General features: G+C 69.1%; 17 protein-coding genes. 7 read left to right on the top strand and 10 right to left on the bottom strand.

Annotation, left to right across the window (positions count from 1 at the left end; genetic code table 11):
• Nucleotides 1-70 precede the first annotated feature (70 nt).
• Nucleotides 71-2059 (bottom strand): 4-alpha-glucanotransferase, encoded by a 1989-nt coding sequence (gene malQ / locus I7X18_RS05145; protein WP_232375411.1) that lies wholly within the window; start codon nucleotides 2057-2059, stop codon nucleotides 71-73.
• 273 nt (nucleotides 2060-2332) lie between these two features.
• Between malQ and I7X18_RS05140 the strand changes: the two genes are divergently transcribed.
• From I7X18_RS05140 to I7X18_RS05130, 3 genes are read left to right on the top strand one after another with little or no spacing between them, the layout of a single operon-like run.
• Nucleotides 2333-3784, top strand: coding sequence for an LLM class flavin-dependent oxidoreductase (locus tag I7X18_RS05140; protein ID WP_193044247.1), 1452 nt, complete (start codon nucleotides 2333-2335; stop codon nucleotides 3782-3784).
• 9 nt (nucleotides 3785-3793) lie between these two features.
• A complete protein-coding gene (locus tag I7X18_RS05135) occupies nucleotides 3794-4963 on the top strand; it encodes an LLM class flavin-dependent oxidoreductase (protein WP_193044248.1) in 1170 nt (389 codons plus the stop codon).
• Complete coding sequence (locus I7X18_RS05130; protein ID WP_193044249.1) at nucleotides 4960-6156, top strand: SfnB family sulfur acquisition oxidoreductase; 1197 nt, start codon at nucleotides 4960-4962, stop codon at nucleotides 6154-6156. The genes I7X18_RS05135 and I7X18_RS05130 overlap by 4 nt, the downstream gene beginning before the upstream one ends.
• A 107-nt stretch (nucleotides 6157-6263) precedes the next feature.
• Here I7X18_RS05130 and I7X18_RS05125 read toward each other — a convergent pair whose 3' ends face one another.
• Nucleotides 6264-6719, bottom strand: a complete 456-nt coding sequence (locus tag I7X18_RS05125) for a carboxymuconolactone decarboxylase family protein (protein WP_193044250.1) — start codon at nucleotides 6717-6719, stop codon at nucleotides 6264-6266.
• Between the two features lie 43 nt (nucleotides 6720-6762).
• Nucleotides 6763-6981, bottom strand: a complete 219-nt coding sequence (locus tag I7X18_RS05120; RefSeq protein WP_193044251.1) for a hypothetical protein — start codon at nucleotides 6979-6981, stop codon at nucleotides 6763-6765.
• A 116-nt stretch (nucleotides 6982-7097) separates the two neighbouring features.
• Here I7X18_RS05120 and I7X18_RS05115 point away from each other — a divergent pair, with 116 nt between their 5' ends.
• From I7X18_RS05115 to I7X18_RS05100, 4 genes are all read left to right on the top strand, one after another.
• Complete coding sequence (locus I7X18_RS05115; protein ID WP_226862908.1) at nucleotides 7098-7889, top strand: TspO-related membrane protein; 792 nt, start codon at nucleotides 7098-7100, stop codon at nucleotides 7887-7889.
• Nucleotides 7890-7944: 55 nt separating this feature from the next.
• On the top strand, nucleotides 7945-8523 hold the full coding sequence (locus I7X18_RS05110; RefSeq protein ID WP_193044252.1) for a YdcF family protein: 579 nt from the start codon (nucleotides 7945-7947) through the stop codon (nucleotides 8521-8523).
• 73 nt (nucleotides 8524-8596) lie between these two features.
• Nucleotides 8597-9586: an SDR family NAD(P)-dependent oxidoreductase gene (locus I7X18_RS05105; RefSeq protein ID WP_193044253.1), complete on the top strand. Its 990-nt coding sequence runs from the start codon at nucleotides 8597-8599 to the stop codon at nucleotides 9584-9586.
• A 38-nt stretch (nucleotides 9587-9624) separates the two neighbouring features.
• Entirely contained in the window at nucleotides 9625-10497 is an 873-nt protein-coding gene (locus I7X18_RS05100; RefSeq protein WP_193044254.1) for an LLM class F420-dependent oxidoreductase, read from the top strand.
• A gap of 7 nt (nucleotides 10498-10504) precedes the next feature.
• Here the strand turns inward: I7X18_RS05100 and I7X18_RS05095 are convergent, their stop codons facing one another.
• The 7 genes from I7X18_RS05095 to I7X18_RS05065 form a co-directional block, all read right to left on the bottom strand.
• Nucleotides 10505-11131, bottom strand: a complete 627-nt coding sequence (locus tag I7X18_RS05095; RefSeq protein ID WP_193044255.1) for a TMEM175 family protein — start codon at nucleotides 11129-11131, stop codon at nucleotides 10505-10507.
• On the bottom strand, nucleotides 11128-12573 hold the full coding sequence (locus I7X18_RS05090) for a dihydrolipoyl dehydrogenase family protein (protein WP_193044256.1): 1446 nt from the start codon (nucleotides 12571-12573) through the stop codon (nucleotides 11128-11130). The genes I7X18_RS05095 and I7X18_RS05090 overlap by 4 nt, the downstream gene beginning before the upstream one ends.
• A complete protein-coding gene (locus tag I7X18_RS05085) occupies nucleotides 12570-13265 on the bottom strand; it encodes a haloacid dehalogenase type II (RefSeq protein WP_193044257.1) in 696 nt (231 codons plus the stop codon). The genes I7X18_RS05090 and I7X18_RS05085 overlap by 4 nt, the downstream gene beginning before the upstream one ends.
• Nucleotides 13262-13705 (bottom strand): VOC family protein, encoded by a 444-nt coding sequence (locus tag I7X18_RS05080; protein ID WP_193044258.1) that lies wholly within the window; start codon nucleotides 13703-13705, stop codon nucleotides 13262-13264. The genes I7X18_RS05085 and I7X18_RS05080 overlap by 4 nt, the downstream gene beginning before the upstream one ends.
• Nucleotides 13706-13707: 2 nt before the next feature.
• Nucleotides 13708-14577, bottom strand: coding sequence for a DUF427 domain-containing protein (locus I7X18_RS05075; protein WP_193044259.1), 870 nt, complete (start codon nucleotides 14575-14577; stop codon nucleotides 13708-13710).
• A gap of 150 nt (nucleotides 14578-14727) precedes the next feature.
• Nucleotides 14728-15345, bottom strand: a complete 618-nt coding sequence (locus I7X18_RS05070) for a TetR/AcrR family transcriptional regulator (RefSeq protein WP_193044260.1) — start codon at nucleotides 15343-15345, stop codon at nucleotides 14728-14730.
• Nucleotides 15342-16025, bottom strand: a complete 684-nt coding sequence (locus I7X18_RS05065; protein ID WP_193044261.1) for a TetR/AcrR family transcriptional regulator — start codon at nucleotides 16023-16025, stop codon at nucleotides 15342-15344. Before I7X18_RS05065 ends, I7X18_RS05070 begins: the two co-directional genes overlap by 4 nt.

Genomic DNA, 16025 nt, shown 5'->3' with positions numbered 1-16025 from the left:
CGCGCGTCCGTGCGCAGTCAGATTTGAATGTTGACGACGGGACGCGCTGGCGCTGTTCGGCTGAGCGGAACTACTCGGCCTCCCGGAAGGCCGCGGTGATCTCGGCGACCCTCGGGTCGGCGCGCAGCTGCTCGAGGGTCTCGGGCAACGGGAGCCGCCAGTTCGGGTACTCGTCAACCGTCCCAGGCAGATTGGGCTGTCGCGGCTCGGCGATCACGTCGTAGGGCGAGATGAGTTTGAGCTGACTCGGAGTCGCGGCCAGCAACCGGTGCATACCTGCGATGATCGCCGCCTCGTCCGGCTCGCTCGAGTCGGCCGGCAACACTCCCTCGGAACGCAGCATCGCCAGCCACTCGCCGCGCTCCTTGTCGGCGTTGGCCTGCTCACCGGGCACGTCGTCGAGCAGACCGAGGTCCGCGCGGGCCCGCACGTGTTCGCCGCGCAGGAATCCCGCCGCGGTGGGCAGGTCGTGCGTCGAGAGGCTGGCAGCGGCTCGCGCCGGCCACTTCGCGGGCGGCAGCAGCGGCTCGCCGGGGTCCGTCTGGTCGCGGGTGAACCAGGACACCGCGCACCCCAGCATCCCGTTGTCCGCCAACGCCTCGGTGACCTCCGGTTCGACGGTGCCGAGATCCTCGCCCACGACGGTGGCCCTCGCGCGGTGTGCTTCCAGCGCCAACACCGCCAGCATGGTGTCCGCGTCGTAGTACACGTAGGTGCCGCGGTCGGGTCCGTCGCCCGGCGGGATCCACCACAGTCGCCACAGACCGGCGACGTGGTCGATGCGCAACCCGTCGGCATGCGAGAGCACGGCGCGCAGCATATCCCGAAGCGCGGCATAACCGGTGGCCGCCAGACGATCCGGCCGCCACGGTGGCAGACCCCAGTCCTGACCGCGCGGGGTGAAGTTGTCCGGGGGCGCACCGACACTCACCCCGGTGGCGAGCACGTCGGCCAGCGCCCACGCGTCCGCGCCGTCCGCGTCGACCCCCACGGCGAGGTCGTGCAGCACGCCCAATGCCATGCCCGCCTCGTGCGCCGCATCCCGCACGGCGACGAGCTGCTCGGCGCACCGGTGTTGCACCCAGGCATGGAACGCGACCCGCGGCGCCAACTCGTCGCGCGCCGACGCCACGGCCGGGCCGGCGACGTCCCGTAGCGCCTCGGGCCAGCGGCTCCACCGGCCGCCGTGGCGTTCGGCCAGCGCGCAGTACGTCGCCCAGTCACGCAAACCCTCGGACGCATCCGCCAAAGCGTCCGGCCGACCTTCCGACCGCCAAAGCAGTTCCAGGGCATCCCGTTTCGCCGCCCACACGAGGTCGTGGTCAATCCGCTCGGTGGTCGCCGACACCCGGAGCGCGTCCACCTCCGCCCGGGTGTCCGCGTCGGCTCGGCGGTAGGCGTCGATGTCCTCGATGCGCAACGCCAGCGGGTTGGCGAAGCGCCGGCTGGACGGCGTGTAGGGCGAAGGCTGCACTGGGTGCGTCGGTCCCGGCGCGTGCAGCGGGTTGAGCAGCACGGCACCGGCCCCGTGTTCGGTAGCGGTCCAGTTCACGAACTCTTGTAGATCGCCGAGGTCTCCGATGCCCCAGGACCGGGCCGAGCGCAGCGCGTAGAGCTGCAGCATCCAGCCCCAGGTGGCCGGCGCGGAGGGCACCTTGGGCGGCGCCGCCACGAGGGTGGACTCCTGACCGTCGCGGGTCTGCAACCGGTACCAACCCGGTGACAGGTCGCCGGGCAGTTCGTCGTCCACCTCGATCCGCGCGCCGTCCTCTCCGACCAGGGACACGGCCCCGGGCAGCGGCTGGGGGCGGCCGTCTACCCGCACCGCCACCGTGGGCGGCAGGACGCCCGCGCGGTCCCGCTCCTCGAGTCTGGTCAGTTCGCGGCGACGGTCGGCTTCCGTGCCGGCCTCGACGTCGAGCAACCCGAGCACCCGGATCACCACATCGGCGTCGACTTCGACTGGTTCCCGCCGTTCGTTGCGGTACGAGGTGGCCACTCCGTGCGCTGCGGCCAGGCGGCGCAGGTCCTCGGATACCGGAGTCCGGTTGGCGGTCACCGCGATCGCACCGGAAGGACAACGGGGTTGCTGAGATAACGCCGGGGTGCAGACACTGCGCTCCTATACCCGGACGGAGGCTTCTTACACCGGCCGGCACCTCCGGCGACGTGGGCGCTACAGAACCCCGTCGAGACCAGAGACACCACAGCGACTTTGTCGCGCATAGTCGGGCAATTCGACACATGGGCCCGCCGCCCGCCGATGCCCGCCCTTCCAATCGCGCTGAGCCGAACCCGTGACCGCACCCCGCCCGTCGGCAACGATTTCGCAGTGACTCGTGTGATCCGCTTCAACGCCTTCGACATGAACTGTGTCGCCCACCAGTCCCCCGGGCTGTGGAAGCACCCCGAGGACCAGTCGTGGCGGTACAAGGACCTGCATTATTGGACCGAGCTGGCCAAGCTGCTGGAACGCGGGCGCTTCGACGGCCTGTTCATCGCCGACGTGCTGGGCACCTACGACGTGTACGGCGCCAGCGACGAGGCGGCGATCCGCCAGGCCGCCCAGGTCCCCGTCAACGATCCGCTGCTGCTGGTCTCCGCGATGGCCTACGTCACCGACGACCTGGGCTTCGGCGTCACCACCGGCACGGGTTTCGAGCATCCGTATCCGTTCGCCCGGCGTCTGTCGACGCTGGACCACCTCACGAACGGCCGCGTCGGCTGGAACGTCGTCACCGGCTACCTGCCCGCCGCCGCGCGCAACATGGGCCAGACCGACCAGCCCGCCCACGACGCCCGCTATGACCACGCCGACGAATACCTCGAGGTGCTCTACAAGCTGTGGGAAGGCTCCTGGGAGGACGACGCCGTCGTCCGGGACCGCGCCCGTGGCGTGTTCACCGATCCGGAGAAGGTGCACCACATCGGCCACCAGGGCACGCATTTCACCGTGCCGGGCATCCACCTGTCCGAACCCTCCCCGCAACGCACGCCGGTGATATACCAGGCCGGCTCCAGCCCCCGCGGGGTGCGGTTCGCCGCGGAGAACGCTGAAGCCATCTTCACCGCCTCCCCCACGAAGGCGCTGCTGCGCGAGACGGTCACGACGATCCGCCGCGAACTCGAGATCGCCGGCCGCGACCCGTACGCGGTGAAGATCTTCAACCTGTCGACGGTGATCACCGCCGAGACCGACGAAGAGGCGCACGCCAAGCACGCCGACTACCTCTCCTACGGAGACGCCGAGGGTGCGCTGACGTTCATGTCCGGCTGGATGGGCGTCGACCTGTCCCGCTTCGGGCTCGACGAACCGGTCGGCAACGTCGATTCCAACGCCATCCTGTCGGCGGTCAAGGCGTTCCAGTCCGCCGACCCTGACGGCCGCGAGTGGGCGGTGAAAGACATCGCCGAATGGGGCAAGATCGGTGGGATGGGTCCGCGCATCGTGGGTTCCGGTGTGTCCGTTGCCGATACGATCCAGGAGTGGGTCGAGGAGACCGACGTCGACGGGTTCAACCTCGCCTACGCCGTCACACCCGGATCGTTCGCCGACTTCATCGACCACGTGGTGCCGGTACTCACCGCCCGCGGCGCCTACCAGTCGTCGTACGCGCCAGGCACGCTGCGCAACAAGCTGCTCGGCCGCGGTGACCGGCTGCCCGAGGAGCATCGCGGCGCCCGCTACCGTGTCGGAGGGCCCGCCTCCACCATCATCGACCGGCCCTCGACCGTGCCGTCGTCAGCGGCGTCGGTGGCCTCGCAGCCGACCCGCGGCCGTTAGGAGACTTCCATGACTATCCAGTTGCACTGGTTCCTCCCCACCTACGGGGACAGCCGGCTGATCGTCGGCGGCGGCCACGGCATGCCCGCGGGCGCGGCGCACGGCGACCGTGACGCGTCGATCGACTACCTGGGCTCGATCGTGCGGGCCGCCGAATCATTTGGTTTCACCGGCGCGCTGATCCCGACAGGCGCGTGGTGCGAGGACGCGTTCATCACCGCCGCGCTGCTGGCCCGCGAGACGACGTCGCTGGCGTTCCTCGTCGCGTTCCGGCCCGGACTGGTCAGCCCGACACTGTCGGCGCAGATGGCGGCGACGTTCGCCCGGCACGCACCGGGCCGCATCCTGCTCAACGTCGTCGTCGGCGGCGAGGCACACGAACAGCGTTCCTTCGGTGACCACCTCGACAAGGAGCGGCGCTACCAGCGCTGCGACGAATTCCTCGAGGTCGTCCGAGGGCTGTGGGCCGGTGAGACGGTGTCGCTGGACGGCGAGCACATCCAGATCGAGAACGCCGCGATCCCGACGCTGCCGAACCCAGTGCCACCGTTGTACTTCGGCGGTAGCTCGGCGGCCGCGGGCCCGGTGGCAGCCAAGCACGCCGACGTCTACCTGACGTGGGGTGAGCCGCCCGCGGCGGTGCGCGAGAAGATCGAGTGGATCCGTGGGCTCGCCGCGAAGGAGGGGCGGGAGGTGCGCTTCGGCATCCGCCTGCACACCATCTCGCGGGACAACTCCGACGAGGCGTGGACGCAGGCCGACAAACTGGTCGCCGCCCTCGACGAGGAGACCGTGCGTAACGCGCAGGAGGGGTTGCACCGCAGCGAATCCGAGGGACAGAAGCGGATGCTCGCGCTGCACGAGGAGAACCGGCGCAACGGCAGCTGGCACGACGCCCGCTCCCTCGAGGTCGCCCCGAATCTGTGGGCAGGCGTGGGGCTGGTGCGCGGTGGGGCGGGCACGGCTCTGGTCGGCAGCCACGCCGAGGTGGCGGACCGGATCGCCGAGTATGCCGAGATCGGTATCGACGAGTTCATCTTCTCCGGCTACCCGCACCTCGAGGAGCTGTTCTGGTTCGGCGAGGGCGTGGTGCCCATCCTGCGCGAGCGGGGGCTGTTCAAGGGCCAGGCATCGTCGGCGGCGCCGGCGCACATTCCCTTCATCGGCGCGACCCGATGACGGTGATCGCCTCCGAGCAGGAAGCGCTTGACGTCGCGGCGGAGCTGTCCGCGGTGTTCGACGCCGAGGCCTCGGCCCGCGACACCGACCGGCTGCTGCCCCACGACCAGGTGAAGGCGCTCAAAGAATCCGGGCTGCTGGCGATCTCGATACCGGTCGCCCATGGCGGCATCGACGCGCCCGCGACGGTGCTCGCCGAGGTGTTCCGGCTGATCGCCCACGCCGATCCGTCGCTGTCGCAGATCCCGCACTCGCACTTCGTGTTCCTCGAGGCGTTGCGTTCGCAGGGCACCGCCGATCAGCAGGCGTACTTCTACCGGCAGGTGCTTGACGGGGCGCTGCTGGCCAACGCGCAGTCCGAACGCGGCCCGCATCCCATCGACGTCGACACCACGACGCTGTCGCGTCGGCCTTCGGGCGACTACGTGCTCGCCGGCCGCAAGTTCTATTCGACGGGTGCGCTGTTCGCCGACTGGCTGGTGGTGCGGGCCTCACTCGACGACGGTTCGGTGCCGACGGCGTCGACGCCGAAGGCGGTGGCGTTCGTGCCGCGCGACGCCTCGGGTGTGGAGATCGTCGACGACTGGGAGGGTATGGGTCAGCGGACGACGGCGTCGGGCACCGTCACGCTGACCGGCGTCGCGGTACCCGCTGAACACGTGGTGCCGTTCACGCCGATCTTCGCCGAGCCGACGACCTACGGCGCGCGGGCGCAGTTGTTGCACAGCGCAATCGACGTGGGCATCGCGACGGGTGCGCTCGCCGCCGGCGTGCGCCAGGCCGAACGGGCCCGTCCGCACTTCGAGGCCTCGGTCGCGACCGCCGTCGACGATCCGACGCTGATCCAGGCCGCCGGTGAGTTGGCGGTGACGGTCTGCGGAGCGCAGGCCCTGCTCGTCGAGGCGGCGCGGGCGGTCGACGCCGCGACCGCCGATCTGACCGAGGAGTCGGCGGCCGCCGCGTCTGTCGCGGTCGCGATCGCGAAGGTGGCCGCGGTGCGGGCCTCGCTGGACGCGTCGACGGGTCTGTTCGAATTGGGCGGCACGCGAAGCGCTTCCGTGTCGGGCAATCTTTCCCGCTACTGGCGCGACGCGCGCACGCACACCCTGCACGACCCCGTGCGGTGGAAGCTGCAGCACATCGGCCGCTACACGCTGTCGGGCACCCGCCCGCCGCGGCACGGCCAGATCTGACCCCGGCTTCCTCTTCTGCGCGAGCGCGCGTGTTTGTACACGACACGCCGCGCAGAAGCGGCACCAAGTGAGCGCTCGCGCCGGTGTCAGGTGTGCAGAGTCCAGCGTCAGGCCCGGACGGTGTGCCCGCTCATGATGGACACGCGGTTGAACGCGTTGATCGCCGTCGCGACCCAGATCACGGCGGAGAGCTCGTCGTCGCCGAGAACCTCGCGGGCGCGGGCGTATTCACGGTCGGCGGTGTCGTGGTCGGGCAGTGTGGTGGTGATCTCGGCGAGGCGCAGCGCGGCCTGTTCGCGCTCGTCGAAGAGTTCGGTGTCGCGCCAGACCGACACCGTCGCGAGTTGCTTGGCTGTCACGCCGGCATCGGCGGCGCGGCGGTGGTGCACCTCGAGACATGTTGCGCAGCCGTTGAGTTCGGACACCCGGATGTTGACGAGTTCGACAAGCGAACGCGGCAGGCCCGTTTCCTTGGCCAGCGCGGTGACCGCGGTCGACACACCGATCAGCGCCTTGTACGCCGCAGGTGACTGCTTGTCGATGTGAAGGTGCCGAGTACTCATCGTCCGATGCTACGCAGCACTTCGGCTGCTCAGCCGGACGCGCTCAGCAGACGGTGCCGGTGATGATCGCGCCGGAGATCAGCGCGATGATGATCGCCGCCGTCGACTGACCGAGCACGAGCGCGCCGACGATGCCGGCGACACCGAGGATGAACACCGCAGTGAGAAGGACCGACTGAATGGTGTGGTGATCGGCCGGCTTGGCCCGACGCGTCACCGCGGGCTGAACCGGGGCCAGCGAACCGTCGTTTACCGCATCCATGGATCAGCCTTTCGTTGTGGTATTGAGCACAATTTAAACCGATCGTGATCGCAATCACAACTCCAGCCGGCGACGCGTGTTGTCATCCGGACGCGAACCGGGAACGAATCACTGTCATGACCACCGCCCCTGCCGCCCGCTCGAACGCTTCGACCGTGACCCCGTGGCGGTGGGCCGCCGCGGTGCTGGCGGTGAGCCAGCTGGTCGCTTCCCCGGTGTCGCGCGCGGTGAACGGCGACTTCCTGAAGTCGGGGGCGACGAACCAGGCGCTCATCACGCCGGCCGGTTATGCGTTCAGCCTGTGGGGCCTGATCACACTGCTGAGCTCCGTGACCGCCGTGGCGATCGTGCGCTACGGGCTCGGCTCGCCATGGGAAACCGGCGTGCTGATCGATGCGAGCGTGGTGTTCGTCGGGTTCAGCATGTGGCTGGCGGTCGCGGCGCAGGACTGGCTGTGGGCGAGCGTCGTGGTGTTCCTCGTGATGGCCGGCGCGCTGCTGCACATCATGTGGCTACTAGTGCGCCACCGCGAGGAGCTGACGTGCCCGCGGTGGCTGGCGGTGCTGGCGACGGTGTCGTTCGGGCTCTATCTCGGGTGGAGCAGCATCGCGGTGTTCGCGAACGTGACCGCCGCGCTGATCTCGGCGGGGTGGTCGGCGTCCGCGGCCGGGTGGCAGCTCTCGGTGCTCGTGGCCGCGTCCGTGTCGGCGATCGTCGTGACGGTGCTGCTGCGCGGGACGCCGGGATATGTCACCGGGGTGCTGTGGGCGTTGGTCGCGATCGCGATCGGGGCGTCACAGCGCGACAGCACGATGCTGTCGGTGACGGCGGTGGCCGCGGCGGTGGCCGTCACCGCGGCGGCCGTCGTGCAGCAGTGGTCTTGGAGAGCGCGGGTAGCCGCCGAGTAACACCTGCCACGCCAATCACGATCACACCCTCAGCACCACGAGTCCTGGAGGGCGTATGCGGAGAAGCTGGAAGATCGCCGCGGCAGCTGTCGCGCTCGCGTCCGCCGCACTCATCGGCGACGTCTCCCCCACGGTCGCCCACGCCCAACCCGCCGTCGCGGTGAAGGACTTCTCGAGACCGGCGATCGTCATCCTGGGCTACGGCCTCGAACCCGACGGCACCATGCGCGCGATCCTGCGACGCCGCGTGATCACGGGGCTCACTGTCGCCCAGTTCTTTCCGCAATCGCCGATCATCGTGACGGGCGGCAACCCGCGCAACGGCGTGACCGAGGCCGCGGCGATGCGCCGGATGTTGACGATGCTCGGTTTCCCGCCCAACCGGATCATCGTGGAGGACAAGGCGAACAGCACCGTGCAGAACGCGCGGTTCTCGGTGCCGCTGGCCAAGGAGGCCGGTACGTCCGGGATCATCCTCGTCACGTCGTCGACGCATCAGGACCGCGCCGACGGTAACTTCGCCGACGCAGGCGCCAACGTCCTCGCCACCGTGAGCTACCCCGACGGCAGCCCGCAGGTGAACGCCGTGCAGTTCGCCCGCGACGTCATCAGCCCGCTCGTCGGCATCGGTTAGGCGCCGGTTTGGGCGCTTCCGCGTCCGGGTAGTGTCCGGTGACGTCCGTCACCGCGCAACACCAGGGGAGCCGATGAAGGTTCTGATCACAGGCGGCACCGGGTTCGTCGGCGCATGGACCGCCAAGGCCGTGCAGGACGCCGGGCACCAGGTCCGCTTCCTGGTTCGCAAGCCGGAACGGTTGACCACCAGCGCCGAGCAGATCGGCGCCGACATCAGCGACCACGTCGTCGGTGACATCGCCGATCCCGAGTCGACCGCCGAGGCGCTCGACGGCTGCGATGCGGTGATCCATTGCGCGGCAATGGTTTCGACCGATCCGGCGATGGCCGACGAGATGCTTCGCACCAACCTGGAGGGCGCGAGGTATGTGCTCGGCGGGGCGGCCAAGGCGAAGATCGACCCGATCATCCACGTCTCGAGCTTCACGGCACTCTTCCGCCCGGGACTCGATGTCCTGCACGCCGACCTGCCCGTCACCGGAGGGTCGGATGGCTACGGCAAGTCCAAGGCGGTCGTCGAGGCGTACGCCCGGGGGCTGCAGGACGCCGGGGCGCCGGTGAACATCACCTATCCGGGCATGGTGCTCGGTCCCCCTGCGGGCGACCAGTTCGGGGAGGCCGCCGAGGGCGTGGAGGCCTCGGTCAAGATGCGCAGCGTGCCCGGGCGCGGAGCGGGTTGGATCGTCATCGATGTTCGCGATCTGGCCGCGCTGCACGTGGCGCTGCTGGAGGCGGGCAAGGGTCCGCGCCGCTACATGGCGGGCGGACGACGGGTCAGCGTGGGTGAGCTCGCCACGATGATCGGCGACGCCGCAGGCCGCGATCTGGCACCGCTCCCCATCCCCGACGTCGCGCTGCGCACCGTCGGCCGGCTGTTCGACGTGATCGGCGACCAGCTGCCGTTCGAGACACCGATCAACTCCGCGGCGATGCAGTACTACACGCAGATGCCGACCTCAGACGACAAGCCGGCCGAGCGGGATTTCGGCCTCACACAGCGCGACGTCGCCGACACGATCGCCGACACCGTCGAGGGGCTGCGCACAGTCGGACGCCTGTAGCGGGAATGCGGCGCCGGTCACACCGGTTGTCCCCAGCTATGGAACTCGGCTATCACGTACCCATCTTCGACATCGACGGCGGAACGACCGCCATCGCCGGTGAACTCGCCCGCGTCGGCGCGGCGGCGGAGGCATCCGGCGCGACCTGGCTGTCGTTCATGGACCACTTCTTCCAGATCGAGCCGACGGGCCTGCCTGCCGAATCGAACATGCTGGAGGGCTACACGAGCCTGGGCTTCATGGCCGCGCACACGTCGGCCATCGAGCTGGGCCTGCTGGTGACGGGTGTGACGTATCGGCACCCGGGGCTGCTGGCCAAGACGGTGACGACGGTGGACGTCCTCTCGGGCGGGCGGGCGTGGCTCGGGATCGGCGCCGCGTGGTTCGAGCGCGAGCACGTCGGACTCGGGGTGCCGTATCCGCCGGTCGCCGAACGGTTCGAGCGACTCGAGGAGACCCTGCAGATCTGCGCGCAGATGTGGGATCCGGAGAACAACGGGCCCTATGAGGGCAAGCACTACCAGTTGGCGGAGACGCTGTGCTCGCCGCAGCCGATCAATCGGCCGAAGGTGATGATCGGCGGCAGCGGCGAGCGCAAGACCCTGCGGCTGGTGGCGCAGTACGGCGACGCGTGCAACCTGTTCGGCTCGCCCGAGGAGGTGGCGCACAAGCTCGAGGTGCTGCGGCGGCACTGCGACACCGTCGGCCGCGACGTCGCCGACATCCGCGTCACGATCCTCGTCCACGATCCGCGGCCCGCACCCGGGGCGACCGACGAATTCGTGCGCGCCATGGCCGAATACGCGAAGGTGGGTGTGCAGACCGCCATCGTCATGCCACCGGGCGGTTCGCCGGCAGCGTGGATCGACGGAATCGCACCGGTGGTGCGGCAGCTGGCGGAGCTCGGGTAGTCCCGCTTCAGCGCGGAGCAGGCCGGGGTGGTGCAGGCTGACGAACGTCCCTTGGGCTCCCGCGCCGCGCACCGGGGGCGTCAGGACGCAGGTAGCCGAGTAGGCAGAGGCAGATCAACGCCATTCCGACTGCCGGCCACTGCAAGGCGAGAGCCGCCGCAAGGACGAAGACGGCAAGGGTGATGAAGGATCGCATGCGCATCATCCGACGCACCCGGAGCGTGGCGCGCTCGGACGCGGGGCGATCGACGACTTCCCAGCAGATGGCCAGATACGTTGCGTTGACCAATACGAACACGCTGCTGTAGAACGCGACCGGCGCAGCAGCCAGCCTGCTGTCGGCGACCCATTCGGTGGTGAATGGGATGAGCGAGACCGAGAACAGGTGGGCGAAGTTCGACCACAGCAGCCGTGGAGTGGCTTGGCCGGCGTAGCCGAAGAGGTGGTGGTGGTTCACCCACACGATGGCGATGAACACGTAGCTCACCGCGTAACTCAGTCCGGTCGGCCACAGCGGCGCCAGCGCAGCGAAAGTCGGCTCTTCGGGCGGGTGGAGCTCCAGAACGAGAATCGTGATGATGACGGCGAAGACGCCGTCGGAGAACAGGCTCACGCGTTCCGTTCCGGTGGTCATGGCGCGCCGCTGTCACGGTAGGCCTCGAGCATGCGCAGCCACAGCTCGCTGACGGTGGGAAAGCACGGGACCGCGTGCCAGAGCCGATCGACGGGCACCTGTCCCGCCACGGCGACGGTGGCGGAGTGCAGCATCTCTGCGACTCCGGGGCCGACCATCGTGACACCCAGCAGGTGACCGTGGTCCTCGTCGACCACCATCCGGGCCTGTCCCGGGTATCCGTCGGCGTAGAGCTTCGCACCGGTGACCACCTCACCGATCGCGATGTCGACGACCCGGGTCCGAAGGCCGGTGTCCGCGGCCTGCTGTGCGGTCAGACCGACCGAACCGGCCTCCGGGTCGGTGAAGAACGCCTGGGGCACCGCCACCGTGTCGGCCGTTGCGACGAAGGGGCTCCACGCCGACATGTCGACGTCGCCGCCCGCGGCTCGTGCGACTATCGCCGCGGCGGCTACGCGGGCCTGGTACTTGCCCTGATGGGTGAGCAGCGCACGATGATTCGCATCGCCCACCGCGTACAGCCAGTCGCCCTCGACGCCGCGTACCCGCAGTGTGTCGTCGGTGTCCAGCCAGGACCCCGGTGCGAGTCCGACGGTGTCGAGTCCGACCTCGCCGGTCAACGGGGCGCGTCCGGTCGCGAACAGGATCTCTTCGACTTCGAGGTCACTGCCGTCGTCGAGTCGCACGATGATCGGACCGTCACCACCGGGTCGCTGCACCTCTTTCACCGAGACGCCAAGGCGCACATCGACGCCGGCGTCCCGAAGTCCGCGCGCCACGTACTCGCCGACGAACGGCTCCATCCGGGTGAGCACGCTCGAACCGCGTACCAGCAGGGTCACCGATGAACCCAAACCCTGCCAGGCAGTGGCGAGTTCGACCGCCACACCGCCGCCCCCGACCACTGCCAGTCGGGCGGGCACGGTGCTGCTCTCGGTACCTCCGCGGTTGGTCCACGGATTTGCCTCGGCGACGCCAGGCGTGTCCGGCAGCGCCGCTGTGCTACCTATGCACACCGCAACAGCCTGACGTGCGGTCAGCGCGATCACCTCTCCGTCAGCTGCGGTGACCGTGACCCGGCGTCGCCCGTCCAGCCGCCCATGCCCGCGGAAGAGGTCCGCGCCGATTCCCCGCACCCAGTCGGCCTGGCCGCTGTCGTCCCAGTCGCTCACATACCGGTCGCGGCGTCGGAACACCGCGGTGGCGTCGACAGGGCCGGTGACCGCCTCGCGCGCGCCGTCGACGCGGTCGGCGTCGGCGACGGCGAGCACGGGACGCAGCAGTGCCTTGCTGGGAACACAGCCCCAGTAGGAGCATTCGCCGCCGACGAGTTCGCGCTCGATCACCGCGACCGTCAGCCCCGCCGCGCGGGTGCGCTCGGCCCGGGTCTGCCCGACGGGACCCGCGCCGATCACGATCACGTCGTAGGTGGGTTCGGTCATGGTTGCACTCCCTGTGTTGAATGGCCGGCGCCGAGTTGGCGCGCGAGGTCGAGCAGATCGGTTGCCACCACATCGGGTCGCGGCAACTCGCCGGCATTCAGAACTGCGTTTCCCGGGCGGATGATCAATGCGCCGCGCATACCCGTGGCCTGCGCGCCGATGGTGTCCCACATGTGTGCGGCCACCATGGTGCATTGGGCCGGCATGACGTCGAGTTCACGGCACACCTGCTGATACACCGAAGGATCGGGCTTGAAGGCGCGGACGGCATCCACGCTGAACTGCCTCTCGAAGTACTCGCCGAGCCCAGCCCGGTCGAGTGCGCTGAACCCGTCCGGACCCACGGGTGAGTTGGTCAGGCTGACCAGACGCCACCCGTGCTCACGCAGAGCCGACAGACCCTCGACGACGTCGGAGTGCGCAGGCATCGATGCCATGGCTACACCAAGGCGGTCGAGTTCGGCGTCGCCGACGGTGACGCCGCGGATGTCGGCGACCATCTGCAGCACGGCGCGGCCGAGTGTGAAGAAGTCGACGTAGCAGCGTGACAGCGTCACGGTCATCGAGTACGTGACGAGCTGCCCGAACCACTCCCGCATCACCGCGGGATCGTCGAAGCTGTCCACGAAAACCGATGTCAGCGAGTCGATGTCGAGCAGGGTCTCGTTGACGTCGAACAGTGCGACGGTCATCGGCGGCTCCCCCGTTCCACCCAACCACGCTCCTGCAGCGTCCACATGTTGCCGTCGGGGTCGGCGAAATCGGCGAAGCTGGCGTAATCGCCGTGGGCAGGGTCGATGCCAGGCAGAAGGCCGCCGCGCCATCCGCCTCCGGTGTCCTTGTGTCGGATCTCGCCGACCGCGACGCCCCGGTCCGTCAGCTCCCGACGGGCGTCCTCCAGGTCGGCCACCACGAGGTAGAGCCCTCGCAGAGAACCGACCGGAGCATCGGTCAGCCCGACACCGAATTGGATCGACACGGTGGACCGCGGCGGCGTCAGCTGGACGACGCGGAAGCCGGGGTCCGGCGCATAGTCGACATCGACGGGGAATCCGACGCGATCGCGATAGAACCGCAGGGACTCATCGGCATCCGACACCGGCAGGATCACGACTTCGAGCGAGGCTTCCACGGTCACACCGTTGCGCGGTGGAGGATTTCGCCGGGGTCGAGCCCGCGGTCGACACCGTGGGCGACGACCGCCTGCCCCGGTTCTGGGTGCATACGGTTCCCGTCGAGGTGGATCTCGAGCTTGTCGGCTTCGAACGAGACGAGGTTGCGGACCTTGGCCACCTCCGGCCAGGCGTCGACGTACGACCACGCCGCCCGTGTGCGTTCTCCCACGCTGTAGTAGCTGGCGAGCCCTTTATAGGGGCAGAAGGTCTGCCCATCAACGGGATTCAAGACCGACTCGTCGACGTCCTCACGCGGCACGTACCACCGCGGGGCGAAGCCGGATTCGTAGAGCACCACCGGGCGGTGGGTGTCCGCGACGCCCCGATTGTCGGCGCGGACCACGAGATGGCGCGACGTCGCCCTGATGTCGATTCGGTGGTAGGCGTCCGCGGCGTGCCCGACGATCCGTTCGTCCTCTTCGTAGAACGCGTCCATGGCACGCCACGCGAACGCCACGCGCCCGGCCAGCACGGCGGTGACATCTGTCAGGGCACTGTGCTGCCACGCCGCCCGAGTGGCCTCACGGTCACCGGCCGTGACGGTGTACCAGTCGGTCCGGCCGAGGTCGCGGTGCTCGGTGGTGCGCTCTTCCGCCGTGAGCACTCCGGCGCCGATGGCCTCGAGCGGGAAGTACGCGACCGGGTAGCGGCCGGGTTCGTGGAGCAGGACCACGTCCTCACTGTCGGCGATCCACCGATCGGCGAAACGGACTCTCATGCGTCTGCGGAGCGGCTCGGCGAACAGCAGTCGCGGCGGCAGTGGCTGTGCCGTCAGGAAGTGCCCGATGGTGCCGCTCGCCAGCGGACCCTGCTGCCATGCCAAACCCATCGCTGTTCCCTTCGAGCCGACCGGCGGCGACGAAACGGACGGCGCCCGAGGCCGCTACACCGCTAATGGGTCGTAAAGCCCATAATTCTGGGCCTGTTCGCCCAATTTGTCCAGAGCGAATTCTGCGGACCGGGTGCGGCGGCCCGCCGCTCAGTCGCCCGGATCCGTCGCGAAGGAGCGGACGTAGTCGACGGCGGCAGATACGTTCACTCGCAACAAATCCGGATCCCCGGTGACGAAGGTGAGCATCGCACCGCCCTGGTGCGCGACCACCAGGGACACCGCCAGATGACGTGGATCGGCGTCGGCCCGCAACTCCCCACGCTGTTTCATCGCCACAAGCCCTGCGCGGAACAACTCGATCCACTCGTCATAACCCGCCGCGAGGTCATCCCGGACCTGCGCATCGCCCTCGATCAACTCACCGGCCAACGACCCGTAGACACATCCGCCGCGCCGATAGACCGTTTTCGCGTCGGCGGCGCAGGCGTCCGCCCACGCCTGCAGGGCCTCCATGCTGTCCAGGGAGCCGAATCGCGGCTGGGTGTGGAACGCGACGACGTTGCGCCGGCGCTCGGCGACGACCTCGCGGGTCAGGTCGGTCTTGCCGTGGAAGTAGTGCGACATCTGCGATCCGCTGACGTCGGCGGCGTCGCGCACGCTGTCCATCGTCGTGCTCTCGACACCATGCTCGAACATCAGCTTGGCGGTGGCGCCCACGATGCGCGCGCGTGTCGCGAGCCCTTTGCGCGTGAACCGCTCGGTCATGCCGACGTCCGCCGGGGTCGCGGTCGACGTGCTGGACGTGGCGCGCGCTCGTCCGGGTCGACGGCGAACATGCGCAACCGGTTCACCGCGAACCGCAGCGCGTCGGCGTGCGGCCATTCCTCGCGGTAGACGAAGGCCATCGTGCCGCCGGCCTGGTGCGCACCGACGATCACCAGCGCCAACTCCCGGGGATCGGCGTCGTCGACCAGCAACCCGTTCCGTTTCATCCGCCCGATCGCCTCTTCCAACAGGGCGATCCACTGCCCGTAGCCGTTCGCCAGCGTTCGGCGGGTCGCGTCGTCGGACTTGGCGAGCTGGCCGGCCAGCCCGTGATAGGTGGGAGTCCCGTCGAATCCGATCCGGCGCAGGTAGCGCATGTTCAGGTCGAGCCAGCGTTCGAAGTCGTCGAACGTGTCCAGCCCGCCGAGCTTGGGTTGCCGGTGGAAGTCGACGACGATCTGCAGTTGACGCTCGATCAGCGCGCGGACGAGAACCTGCTTGTCGGTGAAGTAGTGCGCCAGTTGGGAGCCGCTGACCGAAGCGGCTTTCCGCAGGCTGACCATGTTCAGCGCCGAGATGCCCTCGGTGATAATGAACTCGGCCGCGGCCCGGAGGATGCGTTCGCGCGTGGCCTGCCCCTTGGGGGTGAGCCGCCGTTGAGCCGGCGTCGGTGCGGCCAT

It is taken from the genome of Mycolicibacterium baixiangningiae (genome assembly GCF_016313185.1).
GTDB lineage: Bacteria > Actinomycetota > Actinomycetes > Mycobacteriales > Mycobacteriaceae > Mycobacterium > Mycobacterium baixiangningiae.
Note: the sequence above shows the minus strand (reverse complement) of the source record. Positions and strands in the feature narration are given on the sequence as shown.